This is a genomic window from Streptomyces sp. NPDC003697, assembly GCF_053587115.1.
Window position 1 is genome coordinate 20774 of the sequence record NZ_JBSFNN010000038.1, and the last position, 16878, is coordinate 37651.

Sequence of the window (16878 nt, forward strand, 5' to 3'; positions counted from 1 at the left end):
CGCCCCCTACGGTGCGTCCGGCGACGCGCCGTGGGGTGCGGTCACCGTCTCGAACGGCGTTGCCGGGGCGGGGGCCGCACCCGGCCCGGGACCCGTTCCCTCCAGCAGCGCCCGTCCCAGGGCGGTCCGCCGGTGCAGCACCCGGTTGCCCTCCCTGCGGGTCACCACGAGCCCCGCCTCCCGCAGCACCGTCGCGTGCCGGCTCGCGGTCGACGGCGCGAGGCGCAGCGCCGCCGCCAGCGCCGTCGTCGTCATCGGGGTCCGGAGCAGTTCCAGGACCTGCGCACGCGAGGTGCCGATCAGCTGCGCCACGGACGGCCTGCCCGCCCCGGCGCGCAGCCGCGGCAGCCAGCCGGGGTCCGGGGGCGTCGGGTACACCAGGACCGGCGGCAGCGTCTCGTTCACCAGCGTCAGCGGAGCCCGTACGCAGAAGAACCCCGGCACCACGGTGAGCGTGCGACCGCGCAGCCGCATCAGCCGGGCCTCCGGGTACGGAACCGCGAGGCGCCCGCCGTGCCACTGCCAGCCGGGGAGTTCGGTGTAGCTGGCGAGCAGCCCCTCGGCGCCGCCACCGAGCGCCGCCTCGGCACGCCGGGCCCGGTCCTCCGCGACGCGTGCCCCGATCGCGTCCAGGTAGGGCGACACGGCCACGGCGTGGTACCGCCGCAGGGTGCTGCCCAGCCAGCGCAGGGCGGCCGGGTCCCCGGTGGCCACCCAGCGCACGCTGCGCGGCACCGGGCCCCGCAGGTCCGCGCACAGCAGGGTGAGTTCGGTGACGAGCCTGCGCCGGGGCGTGGACATCACCCGGTCCACGCCGTGCTCCAGACTCGCCTCGCCGGTGCTGGGCGTGAGGAAGTCGGGGAAGTACCCCGAGGCCGGGCACAGCGGCATCAACGCCCGGACGTCGTCGGCGAGTCCCTCGCGGAGCAGGGCCGCACGCACCTCCCGCCGCCACCCGTCGTACGCCAGTGACTCCTGCCTGTTCTGCAGCAGGTGCAGGCTGAGGACGGCGTCCCACAGCGGGTCCGCTCCGCGAGCGACCCGTAATCGGGTCAACGACCCTTCTGAGAAGTCCACTTGCAGCACCGTGCACGCACCCCCTGGAAGGGTCAGGACCGTCGCGGGACCGGTGGCTCACTATAGTGAACGCCCCCTCACGGCAGGGGCCGACCGGAGAGCGGGAACCACCGCCACACCGGGCGACCGGCACGTCGGCGCCTCGTCACGCCGGCACGTCGGCCGGACGCGTCTGCGGGCTCCCGCCCCGTCCGGAGACCGTGGCCCCGCGGCGGCCGACGCCCCGTTCGGGCGGCGGCGTTCGGCCGCGTCGGGGGCCGGACCGGGCGGTGGTCGGGTAGAGGGACGTCGGCCCGGGGGACGGCCGGGAGACGGGGCGGCGAAAGGGCTCATGGGTCCTCGGCACCGGGGTGGGAGGTCAGCGCAGGACGCGCAGCAGGCGTGGCGGCCGTGCGGCGGGTTCGGGCGGGCGCAGCGGCGACGAGCCGGGGGTGATGCTGCCGAGGACCGCCGCCCGGCGGGCACCGGTGGCCGAGGGCAGGACGCCCGGCAGACCGTGGACCGTGAGGAATCCCAGGACCGCGAAGGCCAGGGCCTCCTTCGCGGCGGAGGGCAGGCCCAGGTCGTCGCTGGGGCGCAGCGGGACGCCGGGCAGCTCCTCGGCGATCATGCGCATCAGCACCGGATTGCGGGCGCCGCCGCCGGAGACGACGAGTTCGGTGACCGCGTGGGCGCGGCAGGCGTCGGCCACGGTGACGGCGGTCAGCCGGGTCAGGGTGGCCAGCACGTCGTCGGGGGCGGCCGTGGGCGCCGCGTCGAGCGCCCGCCGGAGGTAGGGCAGGTGGAAGTGCTCCTTGCCCGTGCTCTTCGGGGCCGGCCGGCGGTAGTAGGGGTCGTCCAGCAGCACGCGCAGCAGTTCGGGGCTGGTCCGGCCGGCGGCGGCGCGGCGCCCGTCCTCGTCGTAGGCGCAGGCGCCGCCGGTGAAGTGCCGTACGGCCGCGTCCAGCAGGGCGTTGGCGGGGCCCGTGTCGAACGCCAGCGGCTCCGCGCCGGGAGCGAGGACGGTGACGTTGGCGATGCCGCCGAGGTTCAGCGCCGCGGGCGTGCCGGGCAGGTCGCGCAGCAGCAGGGTGTCGGTCAGGCCGACCAGCGGTGCGCCCTGCCCGCCCGCCGCGACGTCCGCGCTGCGCAAGTCGGATACCACCGGCAGGCCGGTGGCCTCGGCGATCCACGCGGGCCGGCCGAGCTGCAGCGTGCCGCGCACGGTGCCGTCCCGCACCCAGTGGTACATGGTCTGGCCGTGCGAGACGACGAGATCGGCGGTGCCGCCGCACAGCTCGCGCAGGGCGCGTCCGGCGGCGCCGGCGAAGGCCTGCCCGATGCCGGTGTCCAGGGCGCACACGGCCTCCAGGGTGGTGGCGGCCGGCGGCAGGGTGACGGCGATCAGGTCCCTCAGGTCGTCCGGGTAGGGGACGGAGAGGTGTCCGAGGGGCCGCAGGAGCAGGGTGGTGCCGTCCAGCGTCAGGTCCGCGGCGGCCGCCTCGATGGCGTCGTAGGAGGTGCCCGACATCAGGCCGATCACACGCACGGCGCCTCCCGGCACAGGATCCGCCGCGTGGACGGGGTCGGTTGCGGCTGCTGCATGGCGTCTCTCCGGAGAGTGTCGGGCGGGGCCGGTGCGGGGCCGGGCGGGCGCCCCCGCACCGGGTGGGGCGATCGCACGGTCAGTCGCGGCCGGCTGCCGTCGCGAGGCGGTCGGGGCCCGGTTCACCGCCGTCGGTCACCTCGGCAGGCGCGGGGGCGCGGTGGAACAGGCTCATCAGGCCTCCGACGGCCAGGGTGACCACCACGCCGATCGGCACCAGCCACTGGGCGGCGATCGCCGTGGGCACGGTGGCGCCGGCCACGCTGACGTCGATCTTGACGTCGCGCACGATGTACGTCATCACGGCGACCGTCACCAGGAACGCCACGACGGAGTCGGTCTCGTTGGCGCGCCGGACGATCCGGCCGAGCAGGAACGCGCCGAGCAGCGCGCCGTACGTGTAGCCCGCGATGGTGAGGCCGGTGAGGTAGACGTTGCCGGTGCTGGTGCTGAAGGCGCAGGCGAAGACCGCCATCAGCACCGCCCACACCAGCGTCATCACCCGGGCGAGCCTGAGCAGGAAGTCCTCGGAGGGCGTGGCGCGGAAGAAGCTGTGGATGATGTCGGCGACCGTCGAGTTCGACATGGAGTTCAGCGCCGAGGACAGCGAGCCCATCGCGGCGCCGAGGATGCCGGCCACGAGCAGGCCGGAGACCACCACGGGCAGGCCGTGCAGGATGAAGTTCGGGTACAGGTTGTCGGAGCTGCTCAGACCGAGGTCCTTGAAGCTCCTGCCCTCGTTGTAGGACCACAGCAGGGCGCCGACGAGGGAGAAGGCGGCGAACTGGAGCGTGACGAAGACACCGGAGGCGATCATGGCCTTCTGGCCGTCGCGCAGCGAGCGGGTCGCGAGGATGCGCTGGACGATCAGCTGGTCGGAGCCGTGGCTCGCCATGGCGAAGATGGCGCCGCCGATGATCGCCGTGGGCAGGGCGAACGGGCTGGTCAGGATGTGCGCCAGACCCAAGTCGGTGTCGAAGAGACGGAACTGGCCCGCGTGCAGAGCGCGGGAGAAGCCGTGGCCGCCGACGTGGCCGGACAGCACGGCGATAGCGAGGATCGCGCCGCCCAGGTACAGCCCCATCTGGATCGCGTCGGTCCAGATGACCGCCTTGATGCCGCCGAGGTAGGTGTAGACGACGGTGATCGCGGTGAGCACGACGATGATGACCCGGTAGCCCGCGTGCACGCCGAACTCGTCGAGCAGCAGCTTGATCGGGATGGCGGAGGCGAAGAGCCGGACGCCCTCGGCGAGGAGCCGGGTGAAGACGAAGGTCACCGAGGCGAGCCCCTGGAGCCTCAGCCCGAATCTGTCTCCCAGGTACTGGTAGGCGCTGACGAAGCCGCCGCGCTTGTAGAGGGGGATCAGCACGGTGGCCACGACGACGCGGCCGATCACGTAACCGAGGGCCAGTTCGACGTTGCCGAAGCCCTGCCCGCTGTAGGCGCCGCCGGGCACGCTGATGACGGTGAGCACGCTGGTCTCGGTGGCCACCACGGAGAAGGAGACCGTCCACCAGGGCATGTGGCCCTCGCCGACGAAGTAGTCCTTGGCGGTCTTCTGCCGTCCGGCCAGGCGCAGTCCGATCACGGCGATCGCCACCAGGTAGACGACGACCACCACGAGGTCGAGTTGGCGCACGCTCACTCCTAGTCAGCGGCCGGCGGGGCCGCCGGCGGGGTGGGGACAGTGGGCAGGGGCGTCGTCCGCCGTACGCGGGCGACCTGGGGTTCGTGCGGTGCCGGGGCGTCCGGCGCCAGCAGGCGCGCGCCGTCCAGCAGGTCCCCGAGCGGGGGCCGCAGGCGCAGGGGGCGCGGGGCGCCGGCGAGCGCCGCCCGCAGCGGGCCGAGGAGCGGTTCGCCCAGTGCGGCGAGCCCGCCGGTGACGGTGACCCGGTGGGTGTCGCCGCCGATGCGGCGGGCGGCGGCCAGGACCGCCTCGCCGAGCGCGGTGGCGGCGTCCCGGACGATCTCTGAGGCGGCGGCGCCACCCGCGGCGGCCGCGCGCGCCACGTCCGGGGCGAAGGACGCGGCGGTGCGCGCCGGGTTGCCGTCCCGGGTGAGGGCCGAGGGCAGCCGGCCGGGGTCGCCGAAACGGTCGACGGCGGCGGCCGGCAGCGCGCTGCCCGGTCCGCGTCCGTCGTGGGCGCGCAGCACGGCGCGCAGTCCGGCGGCGCCCACGCAGAGCGCGGCCGGCCGGAACGAGGGCTCGCGGGCGAGGAGCGGGAGGACGGCCGCGCGGACGGCGGCACGGGCCGCCGCCACTCCGTCGCCGGCGGGGGGCCCGGGGGCTCCGGGCACCTCGTGCACCTCGGGTGCGGGGCCGGCGCGGTCGCCGCACAGGACGGCACGGCAGCCCGTCCTGCCCAGGTCGACCGCCACTGCTGCTGTCATACGGCATGCCTTCGCGTCCCTCAGGATCCGTCGCGTCGGAGGTCACGGAACGGCCGGGGAGCCCGGGACCGGCGCGGATCGCGGTCCAGCGAGTATCGGAAGGCCACCATCCGTATGTCAATAAGTAACCTCACGCAATTCAGCAGGTAAGTTTTTGACGCACCGCAGGGGTCTGGTTACCGTGTCGCGCAGCCCCCGGAGGAGGGAACGGCCCATGTCCCGCCAGGAAGAACCACCCCGCTCACCGGCCCAGCCGGCGGAGGACGCCTCGCCCGCCGGGACCCTGGCGCGCATCCGCGCGGCCCTGCCGTCCCTGGCGCCCTCGGAGCGCCGGGTCGCCGATGCCGTGCTGGCCGACCCGGCCCAGGCGGCTGAGCTGTCCATCAGCGCGCTCGGCCGGCGCGCCGACACCTCGGTGGCCACGGTGATGCGCTTCTGCCGGGCCATAGGCATCGCCAACTACCCCCAGCTGCGCCTCGCGCTGGCCGCCGCCGCGGCCCGCGAGGACGCCCTCGGCGGTGAACGCCCGTCGCCCGGCACCGACATCAGCGCCACGGACACCCTCGGCGAGATCGTCAGCAAGATCATCTACAACGAGATCCGCGCCCTGGAGGACTCCGGCGCCGGGCTGGACGTGGAGGTGCTGGGGCGCGCGGTCGACGCCGTCGCGGGGGCCCGGCGGATCGACATCTTCGGCGTCGGTGCGAGCGCCTTCGTCGGCCAGGACCTGCATCAGAAACTGCACCACATCGGCCGCATCGCGTTCGTCTGGACCGACCGGCACGCCGCTCTGACGGCCACCGCCCTCCTCGGGCCCGGCGACGTGGCCCTGGCCGTGTCCCACTCCGGGGAGACGGAGGACACCGTCGAGCCCCTCCAGGCCGCGGCCGAACGCGGCGCGACGACCATCGCCCTGACCAACGTGCCGCGCTCCACCCTCGCACAGAGCGCTGACCTGGTGCTGACGACCTGCGCGCGGGAGACGCCCTTCCGTTCCGGTGCGACGGTCAGCCGCATCGCCCAGCTGGCGCTGGTCGACTGCCTGTTCGTCGGTGTCGCCCAGCGTTCGTACGACGCCACGACCGCCGCGCTGGAGAAGACCTACGGAGCCGTCCAGCGCCGCCGGCGCCCGCAGCCGCAGCGTCGCTCTGCCCCCCGCGACCGGCCGCCCGCCCCCGGCTCCCCCCATGCCTGAGCAGCGCCCCGAGCACCACCTCCGCAGGCGTGGTGCGGCAGCCGTTCAGGGTGGAGTTCCGTGACCGCGGGCCCCGAAGAGCGGCGGTCAGCCGTCGTGGGCCGTCTCGTTCCCGGCGGCGAGGGCCTCGGGGATGTTGGCGTGGAGGGAGAAGACGGCGTGCGCGCCGGTGATGGCCAGCAGTCTGGCCATCTGGGCGGGGACGGCGGCCAGCGCCAGGGTGACGTCGTTGCCCTGTGCGTGCCGGAGCAGGCGCAGCAGGGTGCTGAGGCCGGAGGAGTCGCAGAAGGTGACCTCGGACATGTCCAGCACCAGGTGCCGGCAGGCGGTCATCGCGGCGGTGGCCTGCTCGTGCAGACGGTCGGCGGTGCGGAAGTCCAGGGCTCCGGCCGGCGTCACCACGGTGTTGCGGACGCCGGCTTCGCGGACGGTCACGCACAGGCCGGCGCTCATGGGGAACCGTCCCCGTCTACACGGCTCGATCCGCTGGTGAGGTGGGACGGCAGACCTGTCAGGGCGGCTGCCTGCTCGGTGAGGTGCGCGGCGGGGCTGAGCCATTCGCAGAACAGCACGGTGGCGTCGTCCTGCAACTGGCCGTCGTGGTATTCGAGCACGGCGTGGATCAGGCGACGCAGCGTCTCGGGGACGGGCAGGCCGTCCGCGTGGTGGCGGATGAGGAAATCGGTGAAGCGGTCCAGGCCGAACTCCTCGTCACCGGTCCCGCGCGCTTCGGTGATGCCGTCGGTGTACAGCACGAGCCGGTCTCCGGGCTCCAGCTGATCACGGCACAGCGTGACCGGCAGACCCAGACCGGTGCCCATCGGATGCGCGGGCCGGCAGCTCAGGTGGGTGCTCCAGCGGCCGCCGCGAATGACGACCGGCGTGTGGTGGCCCCGGTTGACCCAGGTCAGCACACCGGTACGGGTGTCGAGGCAGGCGAGGATGCCGGTGGCGTAGCGCCGCTTGCCGAACTGCTCGATCAGCGTCCGTTCGATCCTCTCGGTGATCTCGACCAGGCCGGCACCCTGGCGGCGGGAATTGCGGCACGTACCCACCGCCAGGTGGGCGGTCAGGCCGGCGTCGGTGTCATGGCCCATCGCGTCGAAGATCGACAGATGCGCCACGTGGCCGGCGGTGGCGTAGTCGTAGGCGTCACCGCTGATGCTGTAGGCGGGCTCCATCGCCGCGGCGATCACCATCCGTCCGTCGGCGTAGGTGCGCGGCGGCATCAGGTGCCACTGCATCTCGGCCGCGATGTTCAACGGCTGGGTCCGCGTCAGCCGCGCGTGGGAGTCACTGCTGCGCCGCTTGCTGTCGACGATCAACGCGACCACGGCGGCCAGCAGGAGCATGTCCTCCCGGGCCCGCGCGTCGTCGTCGGCGGTGGTGACGCGCAGCACGCCCAGGCGTTCGGCACCGTCCAGCAGAGGGACCCACCAGTGAGCCGCGCCCTGGCCCGCCGGGGCGCCGGGCAGGATCTGCCCGTACTGGAAGGCGCGCCCCGCCACGGTGCCGTCGATCTTCAGCTCGTCCTCCTCGCCGACTGCACCCTGTCCGGCGTCCAGCCCCGCACCGGTCAGCAGCCGCAGCACATCACGCTGGAGGTCTCCCAGGTAGATCAGGACCTGGCTGAATCCCACCGCTGCCGCGTGCGCGGCCGCCCTGGACGGAAGGAGTTCCAGGGGCATCAGGTGGCTGGCGGTCAGCAGGCCCGCCAGCATCCGCCGCCCGTCCGTGTCCCGGCACTGATCGCTCATCATCGGCGTCCCCGTCGTTGCCGGCGAACACGCTGCCCCTTCACAGAGTGCCCGCACCACCAGTGTCCACCCTGCCGGCGCGTGGGCGGCCAGTGCCGTCACGACCGGCCGTGATCCGCGCGCTGCCCGGGGCCCGGACACCGCCGCCCGCCAGAGTGATTCCTGTGTGTCGCTCGGACGCAGGCCACCGTGCCACCCGAGGGCCGGCGGCTCTTGCGGCTACGGTCCAAGGGCACCGGCAGACGCCGGTGCGGGAGCCGGTCCTGCCCGTGCAGCGACGAGGAGTGGAGCCTTCATGGCCGAGTGCGAAGTCTGCGGCAACGACTACGAGATGTCGTTCGAGGTGCACGCCGCGGGAGCGGTCCACACCTTCGACAGCATCGAGTGCGCCGCCCAGAGGATGGCGCCCATCTGCGACAACTGCCAGTGCCGCATCCTCGGACACGGCCTCCAGGCGGACGGGGCGTTCTTCTGCTGTGCGCACTGCGCCCGCAAGCAGGGCAAGGCCCAGCTCGTCGACCACGGCTGAGCCCAGGCCCTCGGCGGCGACGCACCGATGTGCCGGCCACCGGCGGCTGCCCGCCCCGGCACTCAGCGCCGGCTGTTCCTCCCGAACCGTGCGATCGCGTCGAGGATCGCGTCCCAGCATGGTGGGGCTGCCGGTGTGCCCCGAGTCGTCCACCACCTTGAGCTCCGCGTCCGGCCATGCTCTGGACAACTCCCAGGCGGTCTTCAGGGGGCTGGCCAGGTCGAGCCGACCGTGGATCAGGACACCCGGGATTCCGGCCAGGCGGTGCTGCCGGCGCGGTGGTCAGGTCGAAGGGGGCGCGGTGTTCTCGGGGTGGTTGCCGGGGCCGTTGCCGGGGCCGGCCAGCGGGGTCGGTGAGAGGTCCGTGGGTTCCTCGCCGGGCTCGAGCAGAGTGTTCGCCGCGCCCACGATCAGGGGGTCGGGCTTGCCTACCGCCTCGGCGTCCTTCGCCGGATAGTCGCAGCGGTCGAGGAAGGCGCGCATCGCCTCCAGCCGGCCGCGCCGCTTGTCGTTGTTCTTCACCACCGTCCACGGCGCGCGGGCGGTGTCGGTCGCACGGAACATGTCGACCTTGGCCGTGGTGTAGTCGTCCCACCGGTCGAGGGAGGCGAGGTCGGTGGGCGAGAGCTTCCAGCGGCGCACCGGGTCGACCTGGCGGATCGCGAACCGGGTCCGCTGCTCGGCCCGGGAGACGGAGAACCAGAACTTCACCAGCAGGATGCCGTCGTCGACGAGCATTCGTTCGAACAGCGGGGCCTGTCCGAGGAACCGCTGGTACTCGGTCTCCGTGCAGAAACCCATGACGCGCTCGACGCCCGCCCGGTTGTACCAGGAGCGGTCGAAGAAGACGATCTCGCCGCGGGCCGGCAGGTGGGAGACGTAACGCTGGAAGTACCACTGGCCCGCCTCCCGCTCGGTCGGCTTCTCCAGTGCCACCACCCGGGCTCCGCGGGGGTTCATCCGCTCGGTGAACCGTTTGATGGTGCCGCCCTTGCCGGCCGCGTCCCGCCCCTCGCAGACCACGACGATCCGCTGACCGGTGTCCTTCACCCACCGCTGCAACTTCAGCAGTTCGATCTGCAGGATGCGCTTGGTCCGCTCGTACTCGCCCCGGCCGATCCTGCGGTCGTAGGGATGGTTCTCCCGCCAGGTCTCGATCGGACGGCCGTCGGCGTCCAGGAGTATCGGCCGCTCCGGGCGCCTGTCGTCCACCTCCAGTCCCCGCAGCAGCGTGTCCTCGGGCGCGGCGTCCCCCGTGCGCTCGGCCGCGTCCGCCGTGTCGTCGTTCCTGGACACCTGTGCTCCCCGCCTCCCGGATCACTCGATCGGCCGGCACACGCCGGTCATCCCGCACCTGCCCCGGTGGGCCGGATCCAGGCCCCGTGCCGAGGTGTAGTTCACCGATCGCGGAGCAGGCGCTGCCAGGGTGGCGTCCGACTTGCCGCAGCGGCACGCGGGGCGGGGCCCCTGACTGCCGGTCCCGGCGAGGGCGGGATTCCCGGCAGATCGCATACTCGGTGATCGTCTGTACCCCCGTCACCGTGGTGGCGGGGACGGACGTACTCGGGCGGCGGATAGCGGAAGGGCTGATGAGGTCGTGCAGCGAGCGAACGGGATAACCGTGCCGGAAGAGGTGGACAGCCCGGCGGGGCGCGTCCAGCCGACCGGCAGCGTGGGGCGGTGGTTCCTGCGGCACCGGGTGCAGCCGGTGGGGCCGGCGGTCGGCGAGGCACACACCGAGTCACACGCCTGGTGGAAGGTGATGTGCCTGACGGGCGTCGACTATTTCTCCAGCCTGGCCTATGTTCCGGCGATCGCGGCCCTGGCGGCCGGGGCGGTGTCGCCGTTGGCGACGCTGGTGATCGTGGCGCTGACCCTGGCGGGCATGCTGCCGATGTACCGCCGCGTGGCCCGGGAGAGCCCGAACGGTGCCGGGTCGGTGGCGATGCTGGAGGATCTGCTGCCGTTCTGGTGGGGCAAGCTGTTCGTGCTGGTCCTGCTCGGGTTCGTGGCCACCTCGTGGATCATCACGATCACGCTGTCGACGGCGGACGCCTCCGTGCACGTGGTCGAGAACCCGTTCTTCCCGCATGCCCTGCACGGTCACGAGGTCGGCCTCACGGTCTTGCTGTTGCTGCTGCTCGGAGGGGTGTTCCTGCTCGGGTTCAGCGAGGCGGTCAAGGTGGCCATCCCCCTGGTGGGTGTCTTCCTGCTGCTGAACGCGGTCGTCATCGCCGTCGGTGTGGTGCAGGTCTTCAGCACGCCGGGTGCGTTGTCGGCGTGGACCGAGGCGCTGGGCCGGGGCGGTGGCGGCCTCGCCCATCTGGCGGAGCCCGCGCTGCTGGCGTTCCCGCTGCTGGTGCTGGGTCTGTCCGGTTTCGAGACGGGCGTGAGCATGATGCCGCTCGTGTCCGCCGACGGGCGCGACGCAGAACAGCGGTTGCAGAAGCGTATTCGCAACACCCGCAGGCTGCTGACCACGGCCGCGCTCGTCATGAGCGTCTACCTGCTGTCCGCGAGCTTCGTGACCACCGTCCTCATCCCGCACAAGGAGTTCGAGCCCGGCGGTGCGGCCAACGGCAGGGCCCTCGCCTGGCTGGCGCACGAACACGTCGGGGAGGCGTTCGGCACCGCCTACGACATCAGCACCATCCTGATCCTGTGGTTCGCCGGCGCGTCCGCGATGGCCGGGCTGATCAACATCGTCCCCCGGTACCTACCGGACTACGGCATGGCCCCCGAGTGGGCACGCGCGGTGCGCCCGGTCGTCGTCGTCTATACCGTCCTGTGCATCGCCATCACGATCGCCTTCGACGCCGACGTCGACGCCCAGGCCGGCGCCTATGCCACCGGCATCCTGGCCATGATGGTCTCCGGCGCGTTCGCCGTCACCGTCTCGGTCGTCCGCAGCCGCCGGCGCCTGGCCGGTACGGGCTTCGCGCTGCTCACCGCGGTGCTGTTCTACGCGCTGGTGGCCAACATCGTCGACAAGCCCGACGGCATCGCCATCTCCGGCACGTTCATCGCCGGCATCATCGCCGTGTCGCTGATCTCCAGGGTCTCGCGCACCACCGAACTGCGCGCCGACCGCATCGTCCTCGACCCGGAAGCCCGCCGGTTCATCACCGACACCCTCGCCCACGACAACGCCATCAACATCATCGCCAACCGGCGGCAAGCCGGCGACGGCGCCGAGTACGCGGCGAAGGAGCGGGAGCAGCGCGGCAGCAACCCGGTGCCCGGCCCGGCCGACGTGCTGTTCCTGGAGATCGACGTGGTCGACCCCTCCGACTTCAGCGAGACCCTCTGCGTTCGCGGCGTCGAGGTCGACGGCTACCGGATCCTGCGTGCCGAGGCCCCGGCCGCCCCCAATGCCATCGCCGCGATCCTGCTCGCTCTGCGGGATGCCACCGGCGTGCGGCCGCACTGCTATTTCGCGTGGGCCGAGGGCAGCCCTCTGCGGCACATGTTCCGCTACTTCCTCCTCGGGCGCGGCGACACCGCTCCGGTCACGCGGGAGATCATCCGGAGCAACGAGCCCGACCCGGACCGGCGCCCCGGCGTCCACGTGGGCGGCTGAGGCGCCGGGCGGCCGGGCTCCCCGTCCGGGGCCCGGTCGTCCACCACGACGGCTGCGTCCGGCGGCTTCCGGGAGACATCGAGCGGGGTGCTCGACCCGCCTGGTCAAGCAGTGCGCTCGGTCACACTGATGGGGACGGTGGTCTTCGGGAGGCGGACGTGGATGCTTCGGTCGACCCTCCTGCGCGGGGGCCAACGCGTGGTGAGCCAACGGAACCGATGCTGGTCACCTTCGGGCACGGCACCGCCGGCCGGCACCGGATCGTCGAGCTGCTCCACGGCGCCGGCGTCACCAGCGTCGTCGACGTGCGCACCGCACCGGGCAGCCGCCGCGATCCCGATCTGGCCAGACAGCGGCTCGAGGCGTGGATGCCCGCAGCAGGGCTCGCCTACCGGTGGGAGCCCGACCTGGGCGGGTTCCGCAAACGGCCTCCGGACAGCCCCGACGTCGTCTGGCGCAACGCGTCCTTCCGCGGTTACGCCGCACACACCAGGACGCCCGGCTTCGTCGCCGCCATGGAACGGCTGCTGCCCGAGGCAGCCGTGGCCCGTACGGCGGTGATGTGCAGCGAAGCGGTCTGGTGGCGCTGTCACCGCCGTCTCATCGCCGACTTCGCCGTCCTCGCCCGAGGGGTACCGGTCCAGCACCTGATGCATGACGGACGGTGCCGCCCTCACCTGCCGACGCCCGGCGTGCGGCTGCGCGGGGACGGCCTCCTCGTCTACGACGACCTCACCGCCGCGCACGGGGACGCTGGCGCCGACTCCTGACAGGGCGCCGGCCTCTGGCCCGGTGCGGGACGCTGCTCGGCCGAGCATGGCGGCCGGTTCGTCCAAGGCATCCGCCGCACGGCGGGATCGGCGTCCAGGAGCGGTTCGAGCCTGCCGCCGGCCACTCGTGGCGACTCGGCCCCACGCGCGCTGCTCACCGTGGCAGGTCCGCGCCACCGCACGTTCTGCCGCCCCGCTCCGCGGTTCCGGTCGGTGGCACCGGTGTCAGGGCCCGGACCCCGGGTCCGGGCGCACGGCGGAGCGCAGGCCGGCCCGCGCCGCTTCCAGCTGGGCGGCGAACGCGATGCCCAGGAAGAGCGCGACACCCGTCAGGTTGGCCCACAGCAGCAGGGCCACGAAGGCGGTGAGAGGCCCGTACACGGCGCCGAAGGAGCCGCTCCTGGCGACGTACAGCGTCAGCAGCCAGGTGGCGGCGACCCACAGCACCAGGTGCACGGCGGACCCGAACGCCAGCCAGGTGTACCCGGGTTGGTCACGGCGCGGCGACCAGCGGAGGACGACGGCGGAGGCCACCCAGGCGAGGACGGTGCCCAGGGGTATCTGCAGGGCGTCCCACCACCCCGGGAAGCCGGACCATCCGAACGCCTCGGCGGTCGAGTCGCCGAGGGCCCGGCCCGCCACCAGCACGAGGAAGCCCAGGACCATGGGCACGCCCGCGGCGAACGCGAGCAGCAGGGCGCGGCCGTACTTGCGCACGAAGGGCCGATCGCGCTCGATGCCGTAGATGCGGTTGGCACCGCGTTCGACCTGCGCCATGGCCTGGGCGAGGTTCACGACGGAGAAGGCCAGGCCCAGCCACAGCGCGACGGTGCTCCAGACGTCGGAGTGGGCGGTGCGCCGAGTGCCCTGCAGCGCGTCCTCGACGACGTCCGAGCTGGCGCCCGGCACGATCCTGCCCAGGGCCAGCTCGACGATGCGCCCGACGCTCTCGGTGTGCGCGGCCGTGGCGACGCCGACCAGCGCGATGGTGAACGGCACCAGACCCAGGACGATCTGGAAACCGAGGGCGCGCGCGTTGGTGAAGCCGTCCGCGTAGCGGAACCTGGAGAACGCGTCGGCCAGCAGCCGGACACCGCCGTAGCGCCGTAGCGCGGCGAAGGCTTCGTCGCCGGAGAGCTCGTCCCCGATCATGTCCCGCGTCTGCGGGACCTGTACGACCGTCCCCATGGTCTGCGTCTCCCGTTTCAGGTGAGGCGGCGGGCCTGCCGCCGCGGTCCCCGCCGGTCGCGGGCCCCGGCTAACCATCTCCCCTGCCTCACCGGATTCAGCCGCGTGTGGAGGTCCGCGACGGCTCCCCTTCGTGTCCGGGGGCCCGGGACCGCCTGCCGGCCGGGACGAGCGCGGCGGACGCCGCGACGAGGCGGCTGCCGGTGGGGCGGCGGACGCGCGCCCGGCGGGCCGGGCCGGGCAGGCGCGTGTGGTGTGGGCATGGTCGTGGCCGGGCGATCGGGGAGAGCCGGGGCAGAGGACGCGGGGGTACCCGCCGGGGCATACAACGCCGCCGCCGGCGCGTATCTGAAGGCGCTCGTGCCCCGGGCGGACCTGTTCGTCGCGACCGGCTGGTTCGAGTCCACGACGTGGACGGCGACCATGGTCGGACGGACGCTCGGCGGTGCCGCCATCGGGATGTTCGGACCGGTGACGACCGTGGTCGCCGACGCGGTCAGCCATGTGCTGTCGGTGCTGGGCATCCGCGCCATCGGCGGGACGGAACCGCACCCCGCGCGCCGGGGGACCGCGACTGCGCCCGGGCGACCTGCCGGCGGGACGGCGCCACGTCCTCGCCCGTCCCACGCTGCGCCCGCTGTTCTTCGACGCGATCGCGGTCAACGGCCTGATCATGGCGACCGAGCCGCTGCCGGCCGTACTCCTGTTGGGCACTCCGGGGCTCGCACCCCGGCGGTACGGCCCGGTCTTCTCCCCTGGCAGTACGGCCTGGTCTTCGCGGCACCCCGCGTCGGTGGGCTCGTGGGCTCACGCCTGGCGCACCGGCTCGCTGCCCGCTTCGGGCGGGCGGCGCCGGACGATGCTCACCGCCGGGATCCCGCGCGCGCGTGCCGGCCCGCCGGACTGGCGTTCGTCGGGCCCGGTGTCCCGGGGATCGTCCTCCTCATCATCATCGCGGTTGCTGGGACGGGTTCTCGGGCACGCCGTGGGACGACGGGTTCATCGGCGGACCCGCCGTGGCGGGTGACACCTGGGATCCGGTGTCGGCCCCGGGCGCCCGCTCGGGAGCCGGCGCGAGAGGCGAGCCTTCCGAAGGCCGGGCACCCTCGCGGAGCCCCTGGAGCCTGGCACGCAGCACCTCCACGACGGGAAGCCGGTTGCCGTGCGCCTCCTCGTAGGCGAGCACCTCGCGCAGACCCGCCTCGTCGAGCGTGCGGATGCGGTGCCGGAGGCTGCCCAGCGGAAGATGGTCGTAGTCCGGCAGCGGGAGTGTCTCGTGCCCTGGCATGTGTGCCCCCGTCTTCCCCTCGGACATGAGGAGGTCCTTTCCGCGCCGGCGACGCGCCGCGGGGTGCGGGCGCCCTCCGGGGCGGGAAGCGAAGTCCCTCTCCGGGAGCCGTCCGGACACCGCCGCGCTCCGTCGTCGGCGCACTGGGTCGCTGGTGGAGTTCCTGGTACGGGTGGCGCAGACCGGACGGCGCTCGATCCGGCATCGGGGGGCCGCGCGGCCCCACGGCTGTCAGGGCAGGGGTGCGGCTCTTGGTGTGGGCCTCACTCACCGGGTCTTCCGGACGCCCCCGGGGCGGTCGGCCCGCGTCCGTGCGGCGGTGTGGCCCGTGCGTCCGACGGGTGCCCGACGACCGCCGCCTCACACGTCCCGCGGGGATCGCGGCCGGCGGGGGCCGGCCGGAGACCGCGAGCCCCCTCCCGTCGCGCGGCCCGGCGGGCGAGGGCCGCCGTCACCGCGATCGATCCGCGAAGGGTCCCGACGGCACACCCCGTCCGGGCCGGTTCACGAGGCGGGCCGGTTCACGAGGCCGACCGGACCCAGCAGCGCAACGACGATCTCGTGCGCGTTGTGGTACATGCCCTTCTCCGGGAGCGCCTCCGCCGCCGCCACCAGCGCGTCCGGCGCATGCCGGTCGCGCAAGGCGCGCACGATGGTGTCCCGGTCGGCGGGGAAGACGGTGCGGTCCAGATGGCGGGCCATCTCCAGGTGCAGTTCGTGCGCTGCCGCCTCCCGCTCGGCCTGCTCGCGTTCCGGACCGGGCGGCGGCACGGGGCCGGGCGTGGCCGGGCGGATGTCGTCGTCGGCCTCGGGTTCCGGATCGACGGCGTCCTCGGCGTGTGTGTGCTGCCCTGACCTGAGGTATCCCTGCAGCTCGTGCTTCATCTCGTCGTCCTTGCGACGACTCACCGGATTGCTGCCACGTTCCATGGAGGTCCGGCTCCTTTCTCCCTTGGCGGATCACGACTCCCACCGCCCGGAGTGGGCGGGTTACCCGAATCACCCGCACGACACCAGGGGCGGCGGGAATGCCGGAGCCGGGGCCCCGCGCCGGGCCGCCGCGGGCCTCCTCGCCTCGTGCACCGGCGGCGCGGCACCCGGTGAGGGTGATCCCGGCGCCGGAAAGGCTCCTAGGACTCGTACGTCCAGCGCAGCAGTGCGCCGAGGCCGCCCGCGGGCAGCTCGGGGCCGTCCTCCTCGGCCGGCACGGGCACTACGTCGGCGTCGGTCGCGACGGCCGATCGCAGCAGCGCGTCGTCGGCGCGGACCGCGACGGGATCGCTCTCGCCCAGGATCTGCGCGCCGGTGCGGCGCCCCGCCGGCTGGTCGGGCTCCGCCGCCACCCACGTCTCACGTGACACCTCCGGCCCGTCGGGCCGGATCAGCAGGGTGTCGATGCGGTGTCCACGGGCCGCCTCCACCAGGGCCGGCACGCCTTCCACCGCGTCCGCCCGCCGGTCCGTGCCCACCCGCCCGGCGGCCCGGACGAGGTGACCGTCCACCTGACCGTACGGT

The 16878-nt window shown here is 73.5% G+C and carries 15 protein-coding genes and 1 pseudogene; 4 read left to right on the forward strand and 12 right to left on the reverse strand.

The window, feature by feature from the left end; genetic code table 11:
• Window positions 1-6: 6 nt before the first annotated feature.
• From ACWDNY_RS17165 to ACWDNY_RS17180, 4 genes are all read right to left on the reverse strand, one after another.
• Entirely contained in the window at window positions 7-1077 is a 1071-nt protein-coding gene (locus ACWDNY_RS17165; protein ID WP_451646567.1) for a helix-turn-helix domain-containing protein, read from the reverse strand.
• 358 nt (window positions 1078-1435) lie between these two features.
• Window positions 1436-2605: an anhydro-N-acetylmuramic acid kinase gene (locus ACWDNY_RS17170; RefSeq protein WP_451646568.1), complete on the reverse strand. Its 1170-nt coding sequence runs from the start codon at window positions 2603-2605 to the stop codon at window positions 1436-1438.
• Window positions 2606-2741: 136 nt separating this feature from the next.
• The gene (locus ACWDNY_RS17175) at window positions 2742-4304 is read right to left on the reverse strand and encodes a sodium:solute symporter (RefSeq protein WP_451646569.1); all 1563 of its coding nucleotides are present in this window, start codon (window positions 4302-4304) and stop codon (window positions 2742-2744) included.
• An 8-nt stretch (window positions 4305-4312) separates the two neighbouring features.
• Entirely contained in the window at window positions 4313-5056 is a 744-nt protein-coding gene (locus ACWDNY_RS17180) for a BadF/BadG/BcrA/BcrD ATPase family protein (protein ID WP_451646570.1), read from the reverse strand.
• A 214-nt stretch (window positions 5057-5270) separates the two neighbouring features.
• On the opposite strand from ACWDNY_RS17180, the gene ACWDNY_RS17185 reads away from it, so the two are divergent.
• The gene (locus ACWDNY_RS17185) at window positions 5271-6251 is read left to right on the forward strand and encodes a MurR/RpiR family transcriptional regulator (protein WP_451646571.1); all 981 of its coding nucleotides are present in this window, start codon (window positions 5271-5273) and stop codon (window positions 6249-6251) included.
• A gap of 87 nt (window positions 6252-6338) precedes the next feature.
• Here the strand turns inward: ACWDNY_RS17185 and ACWDNY_RS17190 are convergent, their stop codons facing one another.
• Window positions 6339-6704: an STAS domain-containing protein gene (locus ACWDNY_RS17190; RefSeq protein ID WP_451646572.1), complete on the reverse strand. Its 366-nt coding sequence runs from the start codon at window positions 6702-6704 to the stop codon at window positions 6339-6341.
• Complete coding sequence (locus ACWDNY_RS17195; protein ID WP_451646573.1) at window positions 6701-8011, reverse strand: PP2C family protein-serine/threonine phosphatase; 1311 nt, start codon at window positions 8009-8011, stop codon at window positions 6701-6703. The genes ACWDNY_RS17190 and ACWDNY_RS17195 overlap by 4 nt, the downstream gene beginning before the upstream one ends.
• A gap of 292 nt (window positions 8012-8303) precedes the next feature.
• Here ACWDNY_RS17195 and ACWDNY_RS17200 point away from each other — a divergent pair, with 292 nt between their 5' ends.
• Window positions 8304-8537 (forward strand): hypothetical protein, encoded by a 234-nt coding sequence (locus ACWDNY_RS17200; RefSeq protein WP_451646574.1) that lies wholly within the window; start codon window positions 8304-8306, stop codon window positions 8535-8537.
• 62 nt (window positions 8538-8599) lie between these two features.
• Here ACWDNY_RS17200 and ACWDNY_RS17205 read toward each other — a convergent pair.
• A pseudogene (locus ACWDNY_RS17205) lies at window positions 8600-8813 on the reverse strand (prolyl aminopeptidase); the annotation flags it as partial.
• A gap of 6 nt (window positions 8814-8819) precedes the next feature.
• The gene (gene ppk2, locus ACWDNY_RS17210) at window positions 8820-9767 is read right to left on the reverse strand and encodes a polyphosphate kinase 2 (RefSeq protein ID WP_451646601.1); all 948 of its coding nucleotides are present in this window, start codon (window positions 9765-9767) and stop codon (window positions 8820-8822) included.
• A 367-nt stretch (window positions 9768-10134) separates the two neighbouring features.
• Here ppk2 and ACWDNY_RS17215 point away from each other — a divergent pair, with 367 nt between their 5' ends.
• On the forward strand, window positions 10135-12117 hold the full coding sequence (locus ACWDNY_RS17215) for an amino acid transporter (protein ID WP_451646575.1): 1983 nt from the start codon (window positions 10135-10137) through the stop codon (window positions 12115-12117).
• Between the two features lie 218 nt (window positions 12118-12335).
• The gene (locus ACWDNY_RS17220) at window positions 12336-12887 is read left to right on the forward strand and encodes a DUF488 domain-containing protein (protein WP_451646576.1); all 552 of its coding nucleotides are present in this window, start codon (window positions 12336-12338) and stop codon (window positions 12885-12887) included.
• Window positions 12888-13112: 225 nt separating this feature from the next.
• On the opposite strand, the gene ACWDNY_RS17225 is transcribed toward ACWDNY_RS17220, so the two are convergent.
• The 4 genes from ACWDNY_RS17225 to ACWDNY_RS17240 all read right to left on the reverse strand — a co-directional run bounded on the left by ACWDNY_RS17225 (window position 13113) and on the right by ACWDNY_RS17240 (window position 16865).
• Window positions 13113-14075: a YihY/virulence factor BrkB family protein gene (locus ACWDNY_RS17225; protein ID WP_451646577.1), complete on the reverse strand. Its 963-nt coding sequence runs from the start codon at window positions 14073-14075 to the stop codon at window positions 13113-13115.
• Between the two features lie 949 nt (window positions 14076-15024).
• The gene (locus ACWDNY_RS17230; protein WP_451646578.1) at window positions 15025-15390 is read right to left on the reverse strand and encodes a hypothetical protein; all 366 of its coding nucleotides are present in this window, start codon (window positions 15388-15390) and stop codon (window positions 15025-15027) included.
• Between the two features lie 477 nt (window positions 15391-15867).
• Complete coding sequence (locus tag ACWDNY_RS17235) at window positions 15868-16293, reverse strand: DUF2795 domain-containing protein (protein ID WP_451646579.1); 426 nt, start codon at window positions 16291-16293, stop codon at window positions 15868-15870.
• 200 nt (window positions 16294-16493) lie between these two features.
• Complete coding sequence (locus ACWDNY_RS17240) at window positions 16494-16865, reverse strand: hypothetical protein (protein ID WP_451646580.1); 372 nt, start codon at window positions 16863-16865, stop codon at window positions 16494-16496.
• Window positions 16866-16878: the final 13 nt, after the last annotated feature.

Bases quoted from the DNA above. Each gene is read 5' to 3' on its own strand.
- ACWDNY_RS17230 (WP_451646578.1), bottom strand. From the start codon at position 15,390: ATGTCCGAGGGGAAGACGGGGGCACACATGCCAGGGCACGAGACACTC.
- ACWDNY_RS17225 (WP_451646577.1), bottom strand. From the start codon at position 14,075: ATGGGGACGGTCGTACAGGTCCCGCAGACGCGGGACATGATCGGGGAC.
- ACWDNY_RS17195 (WP_451646573.1), bottom strand. From the start codon at position 8,011: ATGATGAGCGATCAGTGCCGGGACACGGACGGGCGGCGGATGCTGGCG.
- ACWDNY_RS17200 (WP_451646574.1), top strand. From the start codon at position 8,304: ATGGCCGAGTGCGAAGTCTGCGGCAACGACTACGAGATGTCGTTCGAG.
- ACWDNY_RS17220 (WP_451646576.1), top strand. From the start codon at position 12,336: ATGCTGGTCACCTTCGGGCACGGCACCGCCGGCCGGCACCGGATCGTC.
- ACWDNY_RS17185 (WP_451646571.1), top strand. From the start codon at position 5,271: ATGTCCCGCCAGGAAGAACCACCCCGCTCACCGGCCCAGCCGGCGGAG.
- ACWDNY_RS17235 (WP_451646579.1), bottom strand. From the start codon at position 16,293: ATGGAACGTGGCAGCAATCCGGTGAGTCGTCGCAAGGACGACGAGATG.
- ACWDNY_RS17190 (WP_451646572.1), bottom strand. From the start codon at position 6,704: ATGAGCGCCGGCCTGTGCGTGACCGTCCGCGAAGCCGGCGTCCGCAAC.
- ACWDNY_RS17180 (WP_451646570.1), bottom strand. From the start codon at position 5,056: ATGACAGCAGCAGTGGCGGTCGACCTGGGCAGGACGGGCTGCCGTGCC.